Origin of the sequence: Legionella sp. PATHC039 (assembly GCF_026191275.1) — a bacterium.
Lineage (GTDB): Bacteria > Pseudomonadota > Gammaproteobacteria > Legionellales > Legionellaceae > Legionella > Legionella pneumophila.
Genome location: NZ_JAPHOP010000001.1, coordinates 313,033 through 334,149, shown reverse-complemented (window position 1 = coordinate 334,149; position 21,117 = coordinate 313,033). Strand labels below are relative to the sequence as shown.

Sequence of the window (21,117 nt, the reverse complement as noted above, 5' to 3'; positions counted from 1 at the left end):
TTTTTCATCGTTGTGCTGCTAAATAAGTCATATCGGAACAACTTGGTGATGATTATCCAGTTTCATCTGTTCTTCAAGTTGCGATCTGAGATCGATAAAATCGTATGTTCTTACTTTACATAATGCCTTCATGACATTTAAATCGTATTCAGCAACGACCCGCGGCAAGCAGTACCGCCACACACCCGCATCCGCACACCCCGTCACCTGCCACCCAGACGCGTACTCAAAACAGCCCTTATGTACAGCAAACTCAATACCTAACTTAGAATCAACATTAAACCAATCTTCATCCTGCTCAGTAGTCAAATTGTAGATTTTTTTCGATGATTTGGGCTGTGAGGTAAACATAGGCACAGGATAAAAAGGCTCATTAGAGCAGTATTCATAAACAATATGCATAGGTAGCAGCTTTTGTGCACCACCAACACCTTCTCGCCACTGCTTATCAATGGCATCCCAATTGTTATCCCCTGGGGCATTTCGCGAATCTAGTTGTGTTTGCAGCTCTTTAATAATCGTATTTTTGAAATCAAAATGATTTTCAGTGATTGTTTTCCCATTGAGCCTATAAGTGACTCCGTCGGTGTTGACTTTATTGTATTGAGCACTCAATTTTTCGAATACTTTTCTGCCTTCTTCATTACTTGGTATGCACCCAATCATTACTGCCCACATATTTTTATCCAAGGCCCAAAGTGCGTATTCAAAGGCACTTATGTTATCAAAGGTTCGCCCAGAGCAATCCGTTACATTACCCCTTTTAAACATTAAACTCATATCTTTCTTTAACATCGCCTCAACCTTGTCATGTTCCCCGCGCGTCGCATGATGCAATAATTTACGAACATCAATCATAGGTGCAAATAATTTTGAATACGCTTTTGATATCTGAGCCAGGTTTACTAAGTCACGGGTTGATAAATATTCTGTAATGACTATCTTGGGTGCTGCTGCTAAGCCATCAAAATCTTGCATAGTGTTCGCCTTATTTCTATTCAAATGGGATAATTTGATAAAGTATTATAACAAAACAAATTGAATAAATAAATTTCTTTGTGATTTAAATTTTATCACATAAAGAGGCACTCAGAATTATTCTTATACATTATTGTGAGGTCACACCCCATTTGAAAGAAATCTAGGGTGGAGAAGAAGCAGGATCCAGAGTAGCAATCAATTGGATAACCCCCAACTCACCATTGGTTTTCTTACCTACAGTTAATTGGACATTCAGTGATTGGGAAACTCGCGTGGTATCGTTTTTATAAGTTACTTTTAAGGGTAATGCTATAACCCAATGGTTCTCTCTTGTTTCAATGAACTCTGCTATCCCATTGATTTCACTAGTCATAGTGAGTTTTTGCATTTTAATTGCCTCGATATTCCCCGATTTCATCATGGCAGAATTAAACTCAATCCATCCATTTTCTGTATAACATGATTGTAATTTATTTAGCTGCGACTCAATAGAAGTAAAATCAAAAACAAAAGATTGCGTTGCGGCGTGTTCAGCCCATTGTAAAATAATATTTTTATCTGTTTTTATAGTTTCTTCAGGGATTTTATAGCGACAAGAAACCGTTCCTTTTGGCTTTAGTTGCTCAGGTTGTTTAAGTTGAATGTTTTGAGAGTCGAGAAACAATTGAGGTGATAGCTGAAGAGAAGAAGAGGCCAGTATCGATTTTAAAGATTGTAGCACCCTGTTAGAATCAAGGCTCTTATTCTTTACCGTCAAGTGATTTATCATCTTTTGATCTAAAGCCAAATTAACATCAAGGCGTTGAGTTATTTTCTCATCGTCTTTTTGATAAACAACTTTTATAGGTAATTTAATATCCCATTGATTTTCTTTAACTTCTATAAACTGGGGCTCTCCTTCTATGTGAGCACTTAAAATCGGCTTTTGCTTATTGATTGCCTCGATATTATCTGATTTATCTCTTATAGAGAGTTGATATTGAGAAAAAGCACGCCATAAAGGCAAGGGATTAATTCGAGTAATCAATGAATTCAGTGATAATTTAGAAGAATGTAAACGGATCTGGCTTAACCAGTTTGGATAGATTTTTCGACTTTTATTATCAAAATAACTCATATCGCTCTTTTTTAAATCAGAATCGTTAACAAGGGATCTCTGTTGGGATAAAGCAAGATATGGAGTTTTTGCAGATTCAGGCGTATCAAATGATTGCCTTCCCACAAGATTATGAGTGGGATTTAAGTTTGGCATTGGTTGAATAATTGCCACTCTTTGCGCAACCCTGTTACTCAAAGCAAGATTTCTTTTAGAACGTTCTCCATGATTTGAAAATAAAGGTACAAAAAAAGAATCTGTTATTTTTCTCGCATTATCTAAACTGGCCTTTTTTCTCTCAGCCAGTATTATGCCCATATTTTTAATTACCTCATCAGCTGGCGTCACCTTCTGAGCTAGTGGCGCCAGACGAGGAATCGTAATCATTTGCATAATCCCCAAACTATCTTTATTTTTCCAGCCTATGGTCAGATAGGCATTAAGAAAATGTGTCACTCTTTTTTTATCATTCTCATAAACAACTTTTAAGGGCAATATAATTTTCCATCGATTATCCAAAGCCTCTATTATTTGAGCCTCCCCATCTTTATAGCCCTTTACTTTTAATTTTTCTGCTTTAATGGTTTCTATATTATTTGATTTATGTAAAGCATTTTTCATTTGCCCCCACCCTTTTTCAGTATAGCAAGAGTGCAATTGATTTAATTGGTCCTCAATAGACGCAAAATTGAAATTAAAAGACAGAATAGCCGCATATTCAGCCCAATTTAAAATGATATCCGAATCAATATGAGAAATTTCAGGTGAGATTTTATAATCACAATCAATAACATTGTGATAGACAATACCCTTTTTTTCAAAGGATTCGGTTCGCTTTGCAACATCTCTGCTAACAGCATCCTGAGAGTAGGCTTTCATACTCAATAAAATAAGAAATACACCATAGAACAGATGTTTTGACATAAAAAGATTCCTTATTCTGTATCTACAAATTCCCTATGAACGTGCAAATTTATCGGATAATTTAATTTATTCTACTGTTTAATAGTGTGGTGGTAACTCATGAATTTTTCAAATACTTTAGTATTCTAATTTCGACCCATGGAAAGAATTGCTATTCAGCATGTGTGTTCTTTTTAGACTATAAAAATCTGTTATTTTGCTACTTGAAATTGTATCAATCGACCCTATTTAAATTTACAACTAAATAGGGTTTTACACCTCAATTGTGAGACGTGGAGCAGCCACTAAGGCGCTCGGGTAATATTAATCTTGGCCTCAAAGTTAAGGAGATAAATTATGAACACTACCTCATTATCACTAACCCCGTTACTAAGGCATTCCGTTGGTTTTGAACGATTCAATGATTTGTTTGAATCGATGCGAAATGCCGATGATTCAACCTATGCCTATCCGGCCTATGACATTGAGAAACATGGAGAAGACAATTACATGATCACAATGGCTGTTCCAGGATTTCAGGAGAGTGATCTGAACATCATGGTGCAAAATGACCAGCTAAGAGTTAGCGGTCGCATTCAGGAAAAAGAAACCAAGGAGTCTGAATACTTACACCGAGGCATTGTGACGAGAGCCTTTGAACAGACCTTTCGACTTGCAGATCACATGAAGGTAACAGGTGCCGAAATAAAAAATGGGCTATTGTCTATCAACTTGATTCGTGAAATACCGGAAGAAGCGAAACCACGCATCATTCCAATTAAGAGTATTTCTGATCAAGAAAGCAAGAAAAAAATTTCCAATTAAAAAATGTGCCGGGTGATATGGAAAATCCGGCACAGATTTGAGATAAAATAGACAGAATACTTCTGCACCTGTTCTCTTTAATAACTTTTTACAATAAAAATACCAGATAAACTATACTTTCAATTTAGAAAGCACATTAGTATTACAGAGGCTCAAGCAAACAACTGAATATGAGGCCATTATGAAGCGTGGTTTATTTGTCCATCTCAAACATGACTTACCAGCATCCATTGTTGTTTTTTTTGTGGCTTTACCTTTATGTCTGGGCATAGCATTGGCTTCTCATGTTCCTCTTTTTTCAGGAATTATTGCTGGTGTTATTGGTGGAGTAGTCGTAGGGTTTATCAGCGGCTCAGCGCTTGGAGTGAGCGGGCCAGCAGCAGGACTTGTAGCAATAGTCATTACCTCTGTAGAGACATTAGGCAGCTGGGAAGCTTTTTTGTTAGCTGGGGTGATTGCTGGAATATTGCAATTAATTGCAGGTTTTCTGCGAGGTGGAATTATTGCTTACTATTTTCCCTCCTCGGTAATCAAAGGCATGCTCACGGGAATCGGTATCATCATTGTTTTAAAACAAATTCCTCACTTGTTAGGGCACGACGTCACTCCACTTCTATTGAGCATGTCTGATGGTGAATTGGATATTAATGACATCAGAGAAGCATTGGATGATATTAATCCTGAGGTTGTTATTATCAGCATTGTTTCTCTTTTAACCCTGATTTTTTGGGAGAAAGTGCTGGTAAAAAAACACAAACTGTTTGAAATGATACAAGGCCCCCTTGTCGTGGTCATCCTGGGAATTGCTTTGAACTTGTTTTATGAACACCGACTAACAAGTTTTTCCCTTGATCTATCAGAACTGGTTCAACTGCCGAAATTTAACAAGGCATCCGAATTATTTAATTATTTAACACTGCCTGATTTTTCGCTAATTACTCATTTGAAAATATACAAAATAGCAATCCTCATTGCCCTAATCGCCAGTTTGGAAACACTGCTCTGCGTAGAAGCTGTTGATAAACTGGATCCCTACAAGAGAGTAACATCTACAGACCGTGAATTAAAAGCTCAGGGGGTAGGAAATATACTCTCTTGCTTGATTGGCGGACTACCCATTACACAGGTTATTGTGCGTAGTAGTGCCAATGTCGCTTTTGGAGCAAAATCCAAGCTGTCCGCCATTTTACATGGCTTATTACTTTTTATTTGTGTCATCAGCATACCAGAAATACTCAATGAGATTCCACTTGCATCATTAGCCAGTATTTTGATTGTTATAGGCTATAAGTTAGCCAAACCGGCTTTATTCAAACAAATGTATAAAATGGGATGGGAACAGTTTGTGCCATTTCTTATTACAATTGTTGGAATTATTTTTAGTGATTTGCTTTTCGGGATTACTTTAGGCTTTTCAGTAGCTATTTTTATTATCTTGCGCCACCACTTTCTTAATTCACATGATATTATTAAAATCCGTGGCAAAAACAAAACCCAATACTGTCTGAAACTAGCGGAAGAGGTAACTTTTTTAAATAAAGGAAGTATAATCAACGAATTAAAGAATATACCAGAAGGTGCAGAGGTAATTATTGATGGATCTCGATCCAAAATTATTGATCATGATATTAAAGAAGTCTTTCAAAATTTCATTTTGAATTCAAAAACTAAAAATATTCAAGTTAAATTAATAGGAATTTAAATCATGTGGACTTTAACCAAAGAACAACAACAAGCAATTAGTCCAGAGAAAGCTATTGAGCTCTTAAAAGAAGGCAATAAGCGTTTCGTTAGTAACCTTAAGTTAAATCGCAACTTGCTCCAGCAAGTCAATGAAACATCTCAAGGGCAATTTCCATTTGCTGTTATTTTAAGTTGTATGGATTCACGCACTCCAGCAGAGCTGATTTTTGACCAAGGCCTTGGCGATATTTTCAGTATTCGCGTTGCAGGTAATATTTTAAATGATGATATCCTGGGCAGCATTGAATTTGCATGTCAGGTAGTAGGTGTCAAGCTGATTGCAGTTGTCGGCCATACTCAGTGTGGGGCAATTAAAGGAGCCTGTGATGGTGTAAAATTGGGCAACCTGACGAACCTACTGAATAAAATTAACCCAGTGATTCAGGAAGCAAAAAAGCTGGATGCAAAACACGATGTTCATAGCCCAGAATTTTTGAGTTGCGTTACGAGTCTGAATGTAAAACATACCATGAATGAAATTACCCAACGCAGTGAGATCGTGCATCAATTGCTTAATGAAAAAAACATTGCGATTGTAGGTGGTTTATATCAGCTTGAGACAGGAGAAGTTCAATTTTTTGATGAGTGATATCATGATATTAATAATTTTCAATAATTAGTCTTTTCAACTGCGCAACATTTCTGATACCTAAAGCTTTTATCAGGAATTGATGCGGGCTTGCTGCTTATAGTTCGCATTCATGAATCAATGATATTTTTCATTCAGGTAATAAAACCAAAATAAAATTCCGAAATAGAGAAAAAGGGGTTTAATAATAAAATTAACAACTAATATAAAGCGTAAAAAAAATTCATTGGACAACCACAAGACGCGGAACAAAGACAAAAGTGAAAGCGTTGAATAATCAGAAGGAATATACAATAGTACTGTTACTATATTAATCAAATAAATACCAACTAACATAACCAGTAAAGCAATCAGATGACGTAAGGAATATAAAACTGAAAAAAGTATTTTCTTTTTTATAGGATGACTCATTTATGCTCACTCTCATCAGTTTTACCCTTACTAACTTATAGAAAACAACTCACCCAGATTTTTCTTCAATGCATTTTGATAAACAGCATTGGCAACACTTAAATCCTGTATTGCCAAACCAACGGATTTAAACACCGTGAGCTTATCTTTGTAGTCAGTATTCTTTTGTAATAACCATTGGCCGATTTCAATAATGGATTCCTTTTTTAAATGATTGTGCTCAACTGCACTAATGATTTCGCCTGATTCAGCTAAAACAGCGTCTAACTGATCTGCAATCACCACTGCCCGGCTTAACACATCATGGCTAATTTCCTTCATTGAAGGATGATGAGAACCTATGGCATTAATATGGACATGTGGCGAAATGTCTCCAAAATGAATCAATGGTTCTGTACTGTTGGTTGCTGTACAAATAATATCAGGATCTTTCACTGCCATGGCGACAGAAGAACAAATTGTTATATCAAATTGATCTTCGAATTCTTTAGCAAATTTTTCGGCATTTTTAATATTGCGCGACCAAACAAAAACCTGTTGTATATCCCGCACAGAAGCAACTGCCTCAAGTTGTGTTTTCGCTTGAGCACCTGACCCAATGATCGCGACCTGAGTCGCATTATCGCGTGCAAAATATTGTGTCGCCAGCCCTGAAACAGCGCCCGTTCTTAAGGAGGTGAGGTAAGCAGCATCCATTAATACTTTAGCTTCACCTGTCGTTGCGTCGAGCAACATAATAAAACCAGTGATAGTAGGTTTATTTCTAGCCAAATTTTCAGGAAAAATGGATACTACTTTTAAGCCTAAGCTTTTTTCCTGGGCAAGATAACCCGGCATAGTCAACATTAATCCGTTTTCTTCTTCAATGGTAACACCCGTTCTCAAGGGCAACTTCACCGTGCTATTTGCCAATTGAATAAATGCGCTTTCCAAAGCACTGATTGCCTGATTCATGGTGATGCTATGCTTTACATCGTTTAAAGACAATATCCTGAGACTCATATCAATAAACCCTATACTATGTTAACTACGTAGTGACTGAATAGAATTATATCTTATGGTTTTAAATCAAATAAGGTATTTCCTGTTTTCATATCAAAGGGAACAGAATAATGCTCATGCATGATTTTCCATTTTCCATTCATTTTGCAGTGTACCATTGTACCTCGCATCCACCCTCCTTGCATTTCACCTTTTTCGTTCGTTCCACCACAATATGTCAAATAATAGGAAACCGCCAGATTATTATCAACTAAAGTTTCCAACTCATGTACTTCAAATACTGAAGCTCCCGGACAGAATGAAAGACAGGTTTGCCAATGTGTTCTATAATCATCAGCTCCCTTAAACTGAAGCTGAGAAACTGCATCAAAAGAACGAATATCTGGTGCATAGTAGGACATGATTTTATCAATGTCTTTATCGCGAGCTGCATTGGCATACTCTTCAAGGAGCTTATGAATTATTGCCACCTCATTTTCCTTATTCGCAATAGATTTCACCTTTATCTCCTTTAATTGGCTTCTTCCTGAATTTTAATTGTAGCAAATTCTGCAAAAAACCTAATGAATTGTTAACCTGCAACAGAGTCTGTTGCTTTTGCAAATCAAGCCCAGCAAAGAGGTCAAGAGATCCTGTTACAGCCTAAATTATCTACTATGGTTAATTCAGTATGTTACATTCTTGAAGACAAATGATTATTGATGGTAAAGTCTATTCTCATAAAATCAGCCAAAATGTTTGATGATTAAAATAATTCGGGAAATGCCTCATGGAGTTGCTGCGCTCTGCTTAATTCAGGCATTTTCGACTTTTTCATACGCTGTTCAATATTCTTCGCTCGCACTTTTTATTACCAAACAACTTGGAATTTCCAATTTATCAGCCAATAGCATAGTGGGCCTGTTTTTAAGTTTTAGCTATATTTTTCAACTAATTGGCGGCGTCATCGGAAGCCGTTTTATAAGTAACAGACTACTATTTGTTACAACTATTCTTATTCAAAATATGGGTTTATTCTTTTTAGCGCAAGCAAATCCGTCCTCACTTAACATAGGCTTAAGTTTGTTTATGGTAGGTTCGGGTTTAAATGTTACTTCCAGCAACAGCATGCTTACTCAATGTTTCATACCACAGGATGATCGCAGGGAAAGTGCATTTTTTCTCAGTTATGCCGGCATGAATGTCGGTTATTGCTTAGGTTATATAGCCTGCGGTTTTTTTGATTACTCCAACCAGTATCAATATTTGTTCTATGCAAGCATCCTGACTAATTCCATTGCTTTATTGATTATTATCAAAAACTGGGCCTACCTTGGCGATAAAAATTTACCATTACCCAATCTCACCAAACGACACTGGTATTTCATAAAAAATATTCTGGCAATAGCATTGATTACACTCCTTATTCCTTTTATGCGTCTATGTTTTGAGTTTGCAAACTTTTGTAATGGATTGGTAATAATTACCTGTTTATTCATGTTTATTATCATCTTTATCCTGGGGCTAAAACAAAAATCCTCCTCCGACAGGAAAAAAATGATGGCATATTTAATTTTAGCAATCAGTTCGGTTTTATTTTGGATGATTTATCTAACTGGCCCAATGGGTGTGACTCTTTTTGTCAAAAATAATGTGGATAAGCATCTTTTCAGCTTTGAACTGGCTACTCAATGGATAAAAAATATTAATCCAGTTGTCATTATTTTAGGAGCACCAATAATGGCCATGCTCATTAACAAATTAAAAGCAAAAGGTTTTCATGTCTCTGTTCCAGTGCAATTTTCCTGTTCCTTCGTGTTTTTAGCCCTGTCCTTTTTATGCCTTATCTTTGGAATTATTTGTTCAAACTCCTATGGGTACATCAGCGTATACTGGATCATAGGCCATCATATCTTGCAAGGAATGTCTGAGTTGCTTCTTGGTCCTGTTGGCTATGCGTTAATTGGAAGAATAGCTCCCCCAAAACTACAAGGGATTTTAATGGGCACCTGGATGCTGGTTACAGGTGTCGCAGCCTCTTTTTCCCAATATTTCTCCAATGCCATGGTGCAATCAGAATCTGTAGACCCCCTAATTACAAATCAGGATTTTCTAACGGCATTTAAGCAATTGGGGCTTTGGTCTTTACTCTGTGCTGCCTTGTTATATTTTGTTTCAGGTAAAATAACCAAAATAATCAATGGGGTACAAGACAATAAACCTGTCAATCAGAGCAAGGCTATCCCAATACCTTACTCCAACTAATCTTTTAAAAATCCAGAGTATTGCTTTGCTCATCGGGTTCTTCCAAACTTTTAGCAACATCCAGGTAAATTTTCGGATTGTGCTGGTACAAACGTAAAAATATATTTTGGGAAAATTTTTCCTTTGCATGTTTGCGCCTGTCCACCTCTTGAATAGAACATATCTCATTAAGCAGTGACCAAAACTCAGTGTAATCCAGATGCTTTACTTCATCTGCATATAAACTTTTTATATGCTTGTCTACCTCGCCTGAGTAGTTGCTAATTCTCCGGAGCAATAGCACATGACTATTCATAAGATCTGTATCGAGTGGTGTTAATACATTGTACGATGGAGCTAAAAGCTTATAAAGCTCATTATAAAACACTGCCAAACCTAAGGTATTCTTATCAATCTCAAAGGATACAATAGCATCCCGAATCTGGCTTAATTCGTTTAAAAAATTGGGGGGGATCTCTGGCTGATGAGTGATTTCTCTCAACCACAGCGGAGTTTTTTTCCATTGCGCAATTTGATTGCAAACTAATTGTTTCTCTTTTAGCTGTTTTTTAATTTCCTCAAATTTTTCTCTGGTAATAGTTAACATGTTTTTTTCTCTTATAAGTAAGCAAGCGATACCCAAGAAGTTAGGGTTTGCTTCCAAAATTGGGAATAGGCTTCTTGCATAGCCTGTCTCTTTCATTTTATTGCTGCGTTGCAAACACTTCTGTGGTGCTCTCATTTACCGCATATAAATCCCGCCCCTCAAAATGTTTGCGCCTTGCCCTAAAACAAAATAATCAGCTTATGCCAGAAGTCTAATATTTGATAACGTTTATGTTTTTTTCAGACGAGATGATACATTATTTAACACTTACTGTCCAAATTGGACAGTAATGTTTTTTCGAAGAGAACGAGAATGAATAATCATAAAAAGATTATCTGCATCGAATTCGATTTAAACCAAAGCAGATTAAAGTTGCATCCCCATTTTAGGATCTTCTCTTTCAGGCATTTTAAAGCTGGTGAAATCTTCTTTTGACGCTTTGAAGTCACCACCTTGGTAAACACTACCATTCCCATTGTATAGTTTTCCATCACCATTAGAGTAAGCTAGCACTTTATTGGTTGCCCCATCAATAACAATAAAAGATCTGTTTTTTTCAGCCTGATCTTTAAAGAAGTTGCCTGCTGCTTCCTGAGACGGGAAAGTCAAATGAGTTTTTCCGTCTTTCGTTTCGGGTTCTTTATACCAACTTTCCTTACTATAAAGCTTTTTGTAGTCTTCAATAATAGGGTTAATATCTTTACCCTTCACATCAACTTCTTTTACAGGACCTCTTTTCTTTAATTCTTCTTCCATTTGCTGGCTGGTCATCTGCAAAAAATCCATATATTTTCTCTCAAGCTTTATTCTTTCTTGTATATCTTTCTCATTCAAAACTTGCAAGTCTTCCTGTTTTTTCTTTAATTCAAGTAATCTCTCAAGATCTTTTTGTTTTGCGCTCATTCTGGATATCTCCTCGTACTTATTGAGCTAATTTTAGTCTAAAAATTTATCGAAAATTGCTCTTAGTTTATTTTATTTACAGATTCCTTACAATTATAAGCTACTCCATTCACCTCAATAAACAATGGATTGTTAACCTTTGACACAAATGATGGGAATCAATTTAGCAACTTTTTTTGCCAAACCCGACATTTCAGCGGCATCAACAATAGAATGAACATCTTTATAAGCTCCTGGAGCTTCCTCAGCAACCCCACGGTATGATCCGCTACGAATTAAAATCCCTTGTTGAGCCAATTTATCTACTATGTCTTTCCCGTTCCATTTCTTCATCGCCTGATGACGACTCATAGCGCGACCTGCTCCATGACATGCCGAGCTAAAAGATTTATGCTCAGAACCTTTGACTCCTGCTAATACATAGGAGCCTGTTCCCATACTCCCTCCAATAATCACAGGTTGACCTATATTAAAAACGGATTTAGGTAATTGTGGATGACCTGGACCCAAGGCACGAGTTGCTCCTTTTCGATGAACAAATAAGCGCTTTTTCTTGCCATCTACCTCATGCAATTCTTCTTTACAAGTATTGTGAGAAACATCATAGATAAGATCAATCTGAGTGCGGGGTAAAATATCCTGAAACACATTGCGCATAAAATGAGTGATAATTTCTCTGTTGGCTAAAGCACAATTAATTCCTGCTCTCATAGCGCCCAGGTAATTTTCCCCTAGCTTTGAATGAATAGGAGCACAAGCCAATTCCCTATCCGCCAGCCTGATACCATAATGTTGTGATTCAATAACCATGGAACGGAGGTAATCTGTACCAATTTGATGCCCTAATCCTCTGGAACCACAATGGATACTCACTACAATATCCCCTTCATGCAAATTTAAAGCTGTTGCTGTATCGGAACAGTAGATTTGCCTGACTTCCTGCACTTCCAGATAATGATTACCTGAACCCAAGGTACCCATTTCATTTTTCTGGCGCTTTTTAGCTTGCTCAGAGACAAAATCAGGGATAGCTCCTTCCACACAACCGCGATCCTCGATACGCTCTAAATCAGCAGCTTCACCATAGCCTTGTTTTACTGCCCACTGTGCGCCCCCTCGCATCATATCATCGAGCTGTTTGATAGTTAAATGAATGCCGCTTCGACTACCTACTCCAGCTGGAATATGTGTAAATAAAGCGTCTGCAAGGCTAACTTTGACAGACTCCAGTTCATCTCGCTTCAATCCGGTCGATAGGAGCCTCACTCCGCATGAAATATCAAAACCCACACCACCTGCTGAAATAACACCTCCATCATCCGGATCAAAAGCAGCGACACCGCCAATCGGAAAACCATATCCCCAATGCGCATCAGGCATGGCATAAGCAGCAGAAACAATTCCAGGCAAAGTAGCAACATTAGATAATTGTTCGTAAACTTTCATATCCATATCAAGAATCAGCTGTTCTGAAGCGAAAATAACTCCTGGCACCAACATCTTTCCATGTTGCGGTATTTGCCATTCAAAATCATTTATTTTTTTCAAGAGACTTAAATCCATCACTGTTCACCACGTTAATTCCTGTTAAGGAGTTTATACATCAACAACACATTGAGCTATCCAAATGTCATTATTTTTGTATATTTTTAATTCAGTATAGGTAGCCCCTTTGACCTCGACAACTGGTTGATGCTTTTTTTGATCAACCTTTTCACCCCTAATGACAGCATCCAAAACGAAGCGATTGAGTTTTACATCAAACTCACGAAACAGCATATTATGAATTTGCATATTATAAACCAAGGCATTTAGCCAATCAGTAAATAAAATTTCTTCATTGGGTGCTTCACAATGTATTTTTATTGATAAAGAAGGCTTGATTAGGCTTGCATCTGCAACTACATTCGTTAATGCCAAAGCCCCCATTTCAAAGGCATCTGGGAGAGTAGGTCCGATGCCGCGAACTCCAATATCTGCCTCGTGAGTGAAATGTTCCCAGTATTTATTTAATGGTAACGGGTTTTGTCTTTTGCTAATAATCGCAACTCCTTTTTAGCTTCCATTAAAATTTCTTTTTGCCCGGCGGCTAATTTGCTTCCAGTTCGATTAATGTAAAAATTCAACATAGACATCGCTGATTGGTAAGGTGTGCCTTTCCGTCTATTGCTGTTTAATGCTGAGTTAAACAAAGAAGCAGCTATTTTTTGGGGGTCACTCCAGGTAAATACCCCTTTTTCGAGATCAAGCGCATTGCTTGTATTCGTCACTCTTTGTGACCAAAATTTTCCCATTGATTCTACCAATTGACCCTCATACATTAATATTATAGCGATTTAATATAAACTCTGTTGTTTTGAATCAGAACCAATACAAATGCCATCTAACTTAAAGTATAAGTGCCTGGAAGCTCCGTTTCGCCCATCACCTCGTCGTTTACAACAATGAGTGATACTTTATATAGGCCATAAGGTAAATCCTTACGCGAGATAGTTCCATTAAATCCTGACAAATCCAAGTGCTTACCATCCTGTTTAAAAGCAAGATTAACGCTTTGTTTTTGCATTTTATTCATACTGTATAAATAAATTTGAGTTCCCATCGACAACTTTAAAAACACTTCCCCATTTCCAGCATCTAGATCGGGAATATAAGCCCAGCCATTGACTGAGATTGTATCTGGGCCAATCTTGAATTTATCGAGCTCTCCCCTCGCAGCTAAAGCCTGTTTAGGAAGCTCAAGGCTTACTTGATTTGCTGTCGTTTGAAAATTAACGAGAGGATAGAGCAAATCACGCTCGACTTTTTCATACACAATCAAATCAGGATGGTATTTTTGAATTAAATCAGACAAATTCCAGGAGGTATTCCCGGAGTGAATACGTACTGTATTATAAAAATCATTATGAAAATAAAAACTGAGAGACTCCGAAAAGCTGTCTCCTATTAATAAACAGGTTTGTTTGTTTTGTACAGCTTTATTAATATTCTCGTAAGGCGCAATGAGGATTGCACCATTTGGATTGCCCTGGAAATCACCCAATTTAATCTCTTTCCCATCAATGTCTCTGCCAAACAAATCGATTTTTAAATTTGAAACATCGGGAAGAGGATTATTAGATTTAATATGTGCCAACTGCAGAAAATTGGTAAGATCAGAGTAGGTGGTTTCTCTGGGTATGAAATGAAACTGTAATTGTCTCCTCTGTAACCCTTTTTGCTGCATGTAATCTGATATCGCCTGGTAAGCAACATAAGCACCAACATAATTCCAGTGACTATCCCCCTTTAAATAAAGATCGCCATACTGTTTACCAAGAGTATTTTTGGCTTCAATTTCCTTTTGTCTCAAATCGATAAAATCAATACCTCGAGCAAGCATTCCCTCTTGTAAAAGGTCAAGCCTGTTCTTATTGGAGCTCTTATGAACGTTAGCCGGTAAATATTCCGGATAAATCTCATGTTTATCTGGGGCAATGACCACCAGAAAAGGAATGTTATTTTGCTTAGCCAGGTGATTCATCTGTTTTAAGACAGATAATTTCAAGAGAATTTCTTCCTCGGCAGGCTTATTTCTCCCTGTGTACTGATCGATAGAAGCCGCATAATCATTGCCCAAAAACAGCCAATCCTCTTTCCCTAAAATGGCTTGCCCAGGTTTGATGCTGGCTCCCAAGTGATATACGACATGACTCCAGAATTTACTCAACGAGGTCATGAACAAAGTATGATCAACAAACCAATTCTCAATACCCTTAAAATCAGTACGACCTATTTTTTTTATATTAATGGGGGGGAGTTGATGAGGTTCTCTGTTTAATAGAGATCTCACTTCATCCGCTTGTTTTTCAAAAAACATACCAATCCCTGGTACAAAAATGATTACCAGAAAAGCAAAGATGACCAACCTGTCAGAAAACCTGGAAAAAATACGCATCATCAAAACCTAAAATAGAGGAAAGGGTTATAAGAATTAGTGCTTAATAACAATATTGAAACCAGTAAAAGCAGTATTCCCAAAACCTTGCTGGATTGCTTGTATGCGATAATCCAGTTTTTATTTCTACTTAAGATGAGACTATCCCTTATTCTGCTGTTAAACCCTAACGCTAGTATAATGCCCACAATAAAAGCAAAAATAAGAATAATATTAATACATGCTGCTATGGAATCAAGATTGAACTCAGCAGGAATAAACATCGTTTTAAGGAATGCCAGTGCCGACTGAATATTATCTTCCCTGAAAAATACCCATCCGACTGTCACAACAGAAAGAACATAGCCATGGCGAATAACTTTAGGTAATTTTTTCATAAAATAGCCAAAGTGGGTTCTTTCCAGAATAAGGAAAAACCCATGAAATAAACCCCAAACAATAAAGGTATAATTAGCGCCATGCCATAAGCCACACAAGCCAAATACAATGATCAAGTTAATCTGCGTTCGAAATCTGGACTTGTAGCTCCCTCCGAGTGGTATATATAAATAATCTCGAAACCAGCTTGATAATGAGATATGCCATTTCCGCCAAAATTCCTGTATCGATAAGGCATTATAGGGAAAATTAAAATTTTCCTTGTATTTAAACCCAAACATCAAGCCAAGACCTATGGCCATATCAGAATAGCCGGAAAAATCAAAATAAATTTGCAAAGCATAGGCTATAGCTCCGAGCCAGGCTACCCAAAAAGTCAACTCATTGGCAGGTAAGTAAAATACATAATCAGCAAGCTTTGCCACTTCATTAGCGATAAGCACCTTTTTTGCCAAGCCAAAACAAAAACGCAAAATTCCATTACGTACCCCTGCGCGAGTGATATATCTCTGATAAAAAGAATGTCTTATATCGGCATAGCGAACGATTGGTCCTGCCACCAATTGCGGGAAAAAGGATACGTAACATACAAAAGTAACAAAATTACGCTCTGCTGGTACTTTTTTCCAATACACATCAACAACATAACTTAAGGCATGAAAAGTATAAAAACTTATTCCAAGAGGCAACACAATTTTACTGATTCCCATGACATTTAAGTCAAAGACACTGTTCAGTGAATCAAGAAAAAAATTAAAGTACTTAAAATACATAAGCATAGCCAGTGATGCGCTCACAGAGGTGATCAAATAGATTTTTCGTTGTCCAGGTTTTTTGCTGTCCTCAATCAATAGGCCACATAGGTAATTTATCAAAATACACGCAAGCATAATAAAGATATGATCTTTCTCGCCCCAATAATAAAAGGACAGGCTAAAGAGCATTAAAACAAAATTTTGCCACTTGATACTTTTAAAACAGACTAGATAAGTCAGGTTGAGGCACGGAAGAAATAAAAAAAGAAATATTAAAGATGAAAAAACCATTCTATCTCCGTGAAGGCATTTGCGGAATTAATTAAACTTGCATTAACTGCAAAAGACGTTAGATTCATCGCGTGATGCGCATTATAGGGAAGTGTTATCCGTTGTGCAAATAGAATACGATAAAAAGAACAATCTGCAAAATCTGAATTAAAGCTACCATTATGACATGCATTAGCTATACTTAGCCTAAGCCAGAATTTGTTGATGATACTCTATACCCTGGCTCTGTCTTTTGCTTATTTCTCTCTTAAAGTCTCTTAAATAAGCTGTTTCTTTCATTTTATTGCTGCGTTGCAAACGTTTCTTTGGTGCTTCATTCACTGTAGTAAACTTTACTCCCAAACGTTTGCACTTTGCCCTAAAGCAAAATAATCAGGTTAGGCAAGAGGTCTAATATAAAGCCATTGCCTTCATGATAAAACCAAGGTATACCTAGCTTATCAGATTACGGTCATCGACACAGAACAATAAAAAATTTTTACAGGATGTAGCATTCATGAACCGCATGGCACTTTTCATCATTTTTATTATTCATTGTTATTTTTCTCAATCATTTGCGGAACAGGAAAAACCATACAACGAACTGTACGTCAAGCAAGCAAACCTGAAACAGTATCCCAAAGAAATCAATAGTTATCCACCTAGTGTAGAAATCACTATTGGAGATTTGCATGGAAATGCATTGAAATTGCTCTATTTTTTAATTCGCAATGATGTGATTAAAATCAACAAAGAGGACTATAAGTTATTTGTAACTATCTATCAGAAAAATCCTAACGAACTGTCAACAAAAGATTTGTCTTTTTTCCAAATTATAGTCAATTCCGCTGAAATCAACACCCAGCACAAGATACGTTTTCTGGGAGATGATCTATGTGATCGTGGTATGAATGACTATTACACTTTGGTTATTTATAAAAAGCTCGACCAGGCCAACGTTCCTTTTGAGGTGATTCTATCCAATCATGGCAACTTTTTTTTAACAGCCTATGAAAGACCTGAGCATTCTTTTAACTATAATCCTTACGGTGAAGGTGAAAACGAATCCACAGTGCAATCCATGCTAAATATGGGAAGACTGATTGATCGGGGATTGATTGATAAACAAGACATTTTGGAAATGATTCAATATCATTACTTAAAGCATATAGTACTTCCTGGTTATACGCATAATAAAGGTAAAAATGAGCTTACCATTTATACTCATGCGCCAATCGATTTAGGAATAATCTCAGCATTAGCCAATGATCTGCAAGTTCCTTTTAAAGACTCTAACTTGCATGAATTAACCAAAAGTCTTGACGCAATTAACTCCAAAATAAAACAATGGATACTCTCTAACACGTTCACTAGACATTACAAGGAGCTTAACGAAGCACACAATCAGACGAACACACCAAGCCCAATTAAGCAAATATTGTGGAATCGTGATTATTCTATCCTCGATCGCCACGCTAATCCCAATAACAAACCCTATGGCATTAATTATGTTCATGGCCATGACTCTATGTCCAATGTGTTTGATCTGGATAACTTATTTGGAAAAGGTGAAGATTTTTACCAAGGGCCTTACACTGTGCATATTACACACAGCTAGCTGCGAATAAACTCAACCCTGTCATTAAACAGGGTAACAAATTGAAATTATAGCCCCAGCCACCGAATAAAGCGGTTTGTTGTTTTTAAATTGAGGGCTGGTTTCGATTCAAAATCTATTCTATAGCTTTTAGCAGGTGCCTGTGTAATACGAGACGTATCAGAATTGGGTTGAACTTCCTTAATTTTACCCATATTGACGATCTGCATTTGAGTTTCATAATACCCGTGTTCCATAATAATGACAGGTATTACAAAATGAATTTCTCCCAAACTCTCCCTATTCCCCTGAAGAACCAGCTTGTTAAATTCTTCCTTACTCAAAGCAATGTATTCTGCATTGTTAATTTGGCGTCTTAACATGCGGGACAAAGGAGGTTGAGAATGAAAAATACGCTCATAAGCATCTGCTGACATAGTAATGATAGGTTCATGCTCTTCACGGCTGTTATTTTTATTGAGGTCAACAAACAAAATATCTTCCCGTATTTCATCGTCAACAGGAGATTGGGTCTCGGAAAGCCTGTTAATAACGACTTGATCTGATTTCTGTTTACTGCAATTTAAAAATTTCGACTTATTAAACCACTCATCGCTAGGATAATAAATAACCAGTAAAGAATTATCTTTTATAGTATCAATAATTTGCTTTTTAATTGGCAAAGGTAACGCAGGACAGCCCCAACTACGGCCAGGCCGACCATATCTTTTGATGAATTGTTCATCCATATACCATCCGCCATGCATAACAATATAGCGATTAAAGGCATTATCATTAAACTTGGTATCCAAACCCACTAATCGTAAAGACAACCCTTCTCGACCATAATAGGATTGCTCTGTTTTATAAACACCAATACTGCTGGCCTTACTATCAAATTTATTTGAAAATTTATCCGTTAAAAGAGTCCCTGATTTTATCCCGTGAGATACATAAGTATGAAATAATAACTCTTTCTTATCCAAATCAAACACCCATAACCGTTTTTGATTAGAAGGCATAGAATAGTCAATAATAGTCAATATATTATTTCTATCTACTTGATAAGCATTAGCGCATTGTATGGTCATTATCACTTTATCAATAACGGCAGGTTGAAGAGAATTACCCTCTTTTTGTAACAATGTTTTTATTTCATTCAAAGGCATCTTGATTGACGGTATTTCACTGTATAAAAGATTCCCTTGAGGCTCGGCTTTTGACACTGGAATTGTAGAAGTTGAAAAATTAAATGATGTTACTGCTAATAACCATAGCAGATAAATAATCATAGTTTTTCCTTGTGATTGAATTGATCTTATATTTTTTATTCCCTGTATTAATTAATATAGAACACGACAAAACACTATGTCCAATTTTTAATTAAAAGATATTTTTTTAACACAAATAGATTTGCGTAAAACTCCAAGGTCAAGGCAAAAAATGTTTTTAATGAGGGGTTTAGATAAACTAAATGGGTGATCCTCCGGGTACCGCTGCTTGTCAGCGATACCAACTAAGCGCTCTCTGGATGCCTCAGACAAGCTGAGGCGCGTAGGCTATTTAGAGAATCATTTAAAAATCAAGTGACTCTATCTGTTTCATTCCAGGCATCGTCGCTGTTTCAAGAATAACTAAATTGACTTGAATCCATTCAAAACGATCTTGCCTCTGGAAGTACCACTTTCCAGTAAAGCATGTGCTCTTCTCAAATTGTCAGCATTGATCAATCCCAAACACTCGGCAATAGTTGTCTTAATTTTACCGGCATCCACCAATCTGGCAACCTCCGTTAAAATATCATGTTGCTTAATCATATCAGCTGTTTTAAACATAGAGCGGGTGTACATCATTTCCCAATGAATAGAAATACTCTTTAGTTTAAATAACTTAATATCCAAATCCTGAGGGTCATCAATCAATGCAAATTTCCCTTGAGGTTTCAGGACCTCAACTAGCGATTTGGCATGTTGATCGGTATGGGTCAAACTGATCACATAATCCACTTCAGAATAATGTAAATTTTGTAATTGAGCCTTCATGCCTTTAGTGTGATCAATGACATGGTGGGCTCCATTATCAAGGATCCACTGAATTGATTCAGGACGGGCTCCTGTTCCGATGATAGTTAACTGGGTAAGTTGCCTTGCCAGTTGTACCAAAATAGAACCAACCCCCCCAGCCGCTCCAGTAATTAATAGAATACCTTTATCTTCTGCTGATAATTGCAACCTATCAAATAAAAGCTCCCAAGCTGTTAAACTGGTTAAAGGTAATGCAGCAGCCTCTTGAAAACTTAACGATTTTGGTTTTTTGGCTGCGATGCGTTCGTCAACAAGGTGAAATTCACAATTAGATCCTGGTCTGGTTAAATCACCGGCATACCACACTTCATCACCTGGTTTAAACATAGTCACTTCCGATCCAATTTCAGTAACTACCCCGGAGGCATCCCAGCCTAATATTTTGGGCTGATTAGGCTCCGGTTGAACATTACGACGCACCTTGGTATCTACGGGGTTCACTGCAACAGCTTTGATTTCAACTAAAATATCGTGGCCAGTTGCTTTGGGCACAGATACATCCAAGTCCATCAATGCTTTATTATCTGTAATGGGTAAAGAGTGGTAGTAACCTATTGCTTTCATTGAAATTATTCCTTTAAAAATACTGGAGTTTCATTATAGGTTTAGAAAATTTTATAAACAACAGCACAAGTCATTTCTCATATGAATGAGGCTTACAAACAAAGAATGTTGAGGAAAATGCTTTTAATGAGGGCTTTTAGAAAAATAAATGACCCAATTAAATATTTTTTTAATAAATAAATTGGTGCTTTTGGTAAATTCTGATGAAAAAAAATCACAAGTGTATCAATAGTAATCTATAATTTAAGG

Annotated in this window: 19 protein-coding genes; 5 read left to right on the top strand and 14 right to left on the bottom strand. The window is 36.8% G+C overall.

Features of this window, described 5'->3' with window-relative positions; all coding sequences use genetic code 11:
- Nucleotides 1–27: 27 nt before the first annotated feature.
- Nucleotides 28–978 (bottom strand): F-box protein, encoded by a 951-nt coding sequence (locus tag OQI99_RS01545; RefSeq protein ID WP_265731178.1) that lies wholly within the window; start codon nt 976–978, stop codon nt 28–30.
- Nucleotides 979–1,141: 163 nt separating this feature from the next.
- Nucleotides 1,142–3,001 carry a DotI/IcmL family type IV secretion protein gene (locus OQI99_RS01540; RefSeq protein WP_265731177.1) on the bottom strand — a complete coding sequence of 620 codons (1,860 nt, stop codon included), beginning with the start codon at nt 2,999–3,001 and terminating at the stop codon, nt 1,142–1,144.
- Between the two features lie 336 nt (nt 3,002–3,337).
- Here OQI99_RS01540 and OQI99_RS01535 point away from each other — a divergent pair, with 336 nt between their 5' ends.
- From OQI99_RS01535 to OQI99_RS01525, 3 genes are all read left to right on the top strand, one after another.
- Nucleotides 3,338–3,805: an Hsp20 family protein gene (locus OQI99_RS01535; RefSeq protein WP_061512763.1), complete on the top strand. Its 468-nt coding sequence runs from the start codon at nt 3,338–3,340 to the stop codon at nt 3,803–3,805.
- A 181-nt stretch (nt 3,806–3,986) separates the two neighbouring features.
- Entirely contained in the window at nt 3,987–5,507 is a 1,521-nt protein-coding gene (locus OQI99_RS01530) for a SulP family inorganic anion transporter (protein ID WP_265731176.1), read from the top strand.
- Nucleotides 5,508–5,510: 3 nt separating this feature from the next.
- Complete coding sequence (locus OQI99_RS01525) at nt 5,511–6,137, top strand: carbonic anhydrase family protein (protein WP_061512761.1); 627 nt, start codon at nt 5,511–5,513, stop codon at nt 6,135–6,137.
- Between the two features lie 441 nt (nt 6,138–6,578).
- On the opposite strand, the gene OQI99_RS01520 is transcribed toward OQI99_RS01525, so the two are convergent.
- Both OQI99_RS01520 and OQI99_RS01515 read right to left on the bottom strand, forming a co-directional pair.
- Nucleotides 6,579–7,550 carry an ornithine cyclodeaminase family protein gene (locus OQI99_RS01520; RefSeq protein WP_265731175.1) on the bottom strand — a complete coding sequence of 324 codons (972 nt, stop codon included), beginning with the start codon at nt 7,548–7,550 and terminating at the stop codon, nt 6,579–6,581.
- Between the two features lie 53 nt (nt 7,551–7,603).
- Entirely contained in the window at nt 7,604–8,050 is a 447-nt protein-coding gene (locus OQI99_RS01515) for a YybH family protein (protein ID WP_061512758.1), read from the bottom strand.
- 241 nt (nt 8,051–8,291) lie between these two features.
- On the opposite strand from OQI99_RS01515, the gene OQI99_RS01510 reads away from it, so the two are divergent.
- Complete coding sequence (locus OQI99_RS01510; protein ID WP_265731174.1) at nt 8,292–9,794, top strand: peptide MFS transporter; 1,503 nt, start codon at nt 8,292–8,294, stop codon at nt 9,792–9,794.
- A 4-nt stretch (nt 9,795–9,798) separates the two neighbouring features.
- Here the strand turns inward: OQI99_RS01510 and OQI99_RS01505 are convergent, their stop codons facing one another.
- From OQI99_RS01505 to OQI99_RS01470, 8 genes are all read right to left on the bottom strand, one after another.
- The gene (locus OQI99_RS01505) at nt 9,799–10,380 is read right to left on the bottom strand and encodes a hypothetical protein (protein WP_265731173.1); all 582 of its coding nucleotides are present in this window, start codon (nt 10,378–10,380) and stop codon (nt 9,799–9,801) included.
- Nucleotides 10,381–10,746: 366 nt separating this feature from the next.
- Complete coding sequence (locus OQI99_RS01500; protein ID WP_265731172.1) at nt 10,747–11,283, bottom strand: type IV secretion protein Dot; 537 nt, start codon at nt 11,281–11,283, stop codon at nt 10,747–10,749.
- A 132-nt stretch (nt 11,284–11,415) separates the two neighbouring features.
- Nucleotides 11,416–12,846: an RtcB family protein gene (locus tag OQI99_RS01495; RefSeq protein WP_265731171.1), complete on the bottom strand. Its 1,431-nt coding sequence runs from the start codon at nt 12,844–12,846 to the stop codon at nt 11,416–11,418.
- A gap of 33 nt (nt 12,847–12,879) precedes the next feature.
- On the bottom strand, nt 12,880–13,323 hold the full coding sequence (locus OQI99_RS01490; RefSeq protein WP_265732338.1) for an archease: 444 nt from the start codon (nt 13,321–13,323) through the stop codon (nt 12,880–12,882).
- Nucleotides 13,293–13,577 carry a DUF3175 domain-containing protein gene (locus OQI99_RS01485; protein ID WP_265731170.1) on the bottom strand — a complete coding sequence of 95 codons (285 nt, stop codon included), beginning with the start codon at nt 13,575–13,577 and terminating at the stop codon, nt 13,293–13,295. Before OQI99_RS01485 ends, OQI99_RS01490 begins: the two co-directional genes overlap by 31 nt.
- Before the next feature lie 89 nt (nt 13,578–13,666).
- Nucleotides 13,667–15,220 carry an alginate O-acetyltransferase AlgX-related protein gene (locus OQI99_RS01480; protein WP_322783688.1) on the bottom strand — a complete coding sequence of 518 codons (1,554 nt, stop codon included), beginning with the start codon at nt 15,218–15,220 and terminating at the stop codon, nt 13,667–13,669.
- Nucleotides 15,221–15,222: 2 nt separating this feature from the next.
- On the bottom strand, nt 15,223–16,488 hold the full coding sequence (locus OQI99_RS01475) for an MBOAT family O-acyltransferase (protein ID WP_265731168.1): 1,266 nt from the start codon (nt 16,486–16,488) through the stop codon (nt 15,223–15,225).
- A 342-nt stretch (nt 16,489–16,830) separates the two neighbouring features.
- On the bottom strand, nt 16,831–16,965 hold the full coding sequence (locus OQI99_RS01470) for a hypothetical protein (protein WP_265731167.1): 135 nt from the start codon (nt 16,963–16,965) through the stop codon (nt 16,831–16,833).
- 175 nt (nt 16,966–17,140) lie between these two features.
- On the opposite strand from OQI99_RS01470, the gene wipC reads away from it, so the two are divergent.
- On the top strand, nt 17,141–18,241 hold the full coding sequence (gene wipC / locus OQI99_RS01465) for a Dot/Icm T4SS effector WipC (RefSeq protein WP_265731166.1): 1,101 nt from the start codon (nt 17,141–17,143) through the stop codon (nt 18,239–18,241).
- 47 nt (nt 18,242–18,288) lie between these two features.
- On the opposite strand, the gene OQI99_RS01460 is transcribed toward wipC, so the two are convergent.
- Together OQI99_RS01460 and OQI99_RS01455 are read right to left on the bottom strand one after the other, a co-directional pair.
- On the bottom strand, nt 18,289–19,512 hold the full coding sequence (locus OQI99_RS01460; RefSeq protein WP_265731165.1) for a murein L,D-transpeptidase catalytic domain family protein: 1,224 nt from the start codon (nt 19,510–19,512) through the stop codon (nt 18,289–18,291).
- A gap of 342 nt (nt 19,513–19,854) precedes the next feature.
- Nucleotides 19,855–20,868, bottom strand: coding sequence for a zinc-binding alcohol dehydrogenase family protein (locus tag OQI99_RS01455; protein ID WP_061512749.1), 1,014 nt, complete (start codon nt 20,866–20,868; stop codon nt 19,855–19,857).
- Between the last annotated feature and the right edge of the window lie 249 nt (nt 20,869–21,117).

Excerpts from the sequence above, each read along its gene's own strand:
- OQI99_RS01545 (WP_265731178.1), bottom strand. The coding sequence starts at position 978 with ATGCAAGATTTTGATGGCTTAGCAGCAGCACCCAAGATAGTCATTACA.
- OQI99_RS01540 (WP_265731177.1), bottom strand. The coding sequence starts at position 3,001 with ATGTCAAAACATCTGTTCTATGGTGTATTTCTTATTTTATTGAGTATG.
- OQI99_RS01535 (WP_061512763.1), top strand. The coding sequence starts at position 3,338 with ATGAACACTACCTCATTATCACTAACCCCGTTACTAAGGCATTCCGTT.
- OQI99_RS01530 (WP_265731176.1), top strand. The coding sequence starts at position 3,987 with ATGAAGCGTGGTTTATTTGTCCATCTCAAACATGACTTACCAGCATCC.
- OQI99_RS01525 (WP_061512761.1), top strand. The coding sequence starts at position 5,511 with ATGTGGACTTTAACCAAAGAACAACAACAAGCAATTAGTCCAGAGAAA.
- OQI99_RS01520 (WP_265731175.1), bottom strand. The coding sequence starts at position 7,550 with ATGAGTCTCAGGATATTGTCTTTAAACGATGTAAAGCATAGCATCACC.
- OQI99_RS01510 (WP_265731174.1), top strand. The coding sequence starts at position 8,292 with ATGATTAAAATAATTCGGGAAATGCCTCATGGAGTTGCTGCGCTCTGC.
- OQI99_RS01505 (WP_265731173.1), bottom strand. The coding sequence starts at position 10,380 with ATGTTAACTATTACCAGAGAAAAATTTGAGGAAATTAAAAAACAGCTA.
- OQI99_RS01500 (WP_265731172.1), bottom strand. The coding sequence starts at position 11,283 with ATGAGCGCAAAACAAAAAGATCTTGAGAGATTACTTGAATTAAAGAAA.
- OQI99_RS01495 (WP_265731171.1), bottom strand. The coding sequence starts at position 12,846 with ATGGATTTAAGTCTCTTGAAAAAAATAAATGATTTTGAATGGCAAATA.
- OQI99_RS01485 (WP_265731170.1), bottom strand. The coding sequence starts at position 13,577 with ATGGGAAAATTTTGGTCACAAAGAGTGACGAATACAAGCAATGCGCTT.
- OQI99_RS01480 (WP_322783688.1), bottom strand. The coding sequence starts at position 15,220 with ATGCGTATTTTTTCCAGGTTTTCTGACAGGTTGGTCATCTTTGCTTTT.
- OQI99_RS01475 (WP_265731168.1), bottom strand. The coding sequence starts at position 16,488 with ATGCTTGCGTGTATTTTGATAAATTACCTATGTGGCCTATTGATTGAG.
- wipC (WP_265731166.1), top strand. The coding sequence starts at position 17,141 with ATGAACCGCATGGCACTTTTCATCATTTTTATTATTCATTGTTATTTT.
- OQI99_RS01460 (WP_265731165.1), bottom strand. The coding sequence starts at position 19,512 with ATGATTATTTATCTGCTATGGTTATTAGCAGTAACATCATTTAATTTT.
- OQI99_RS01455 (WP_061512749.1), bottom strand. The coding sequence starts at position 20,868 with ATGAAAGCAATAGGTTACTACCACTCTTTACCCATTACAGATAATAAA.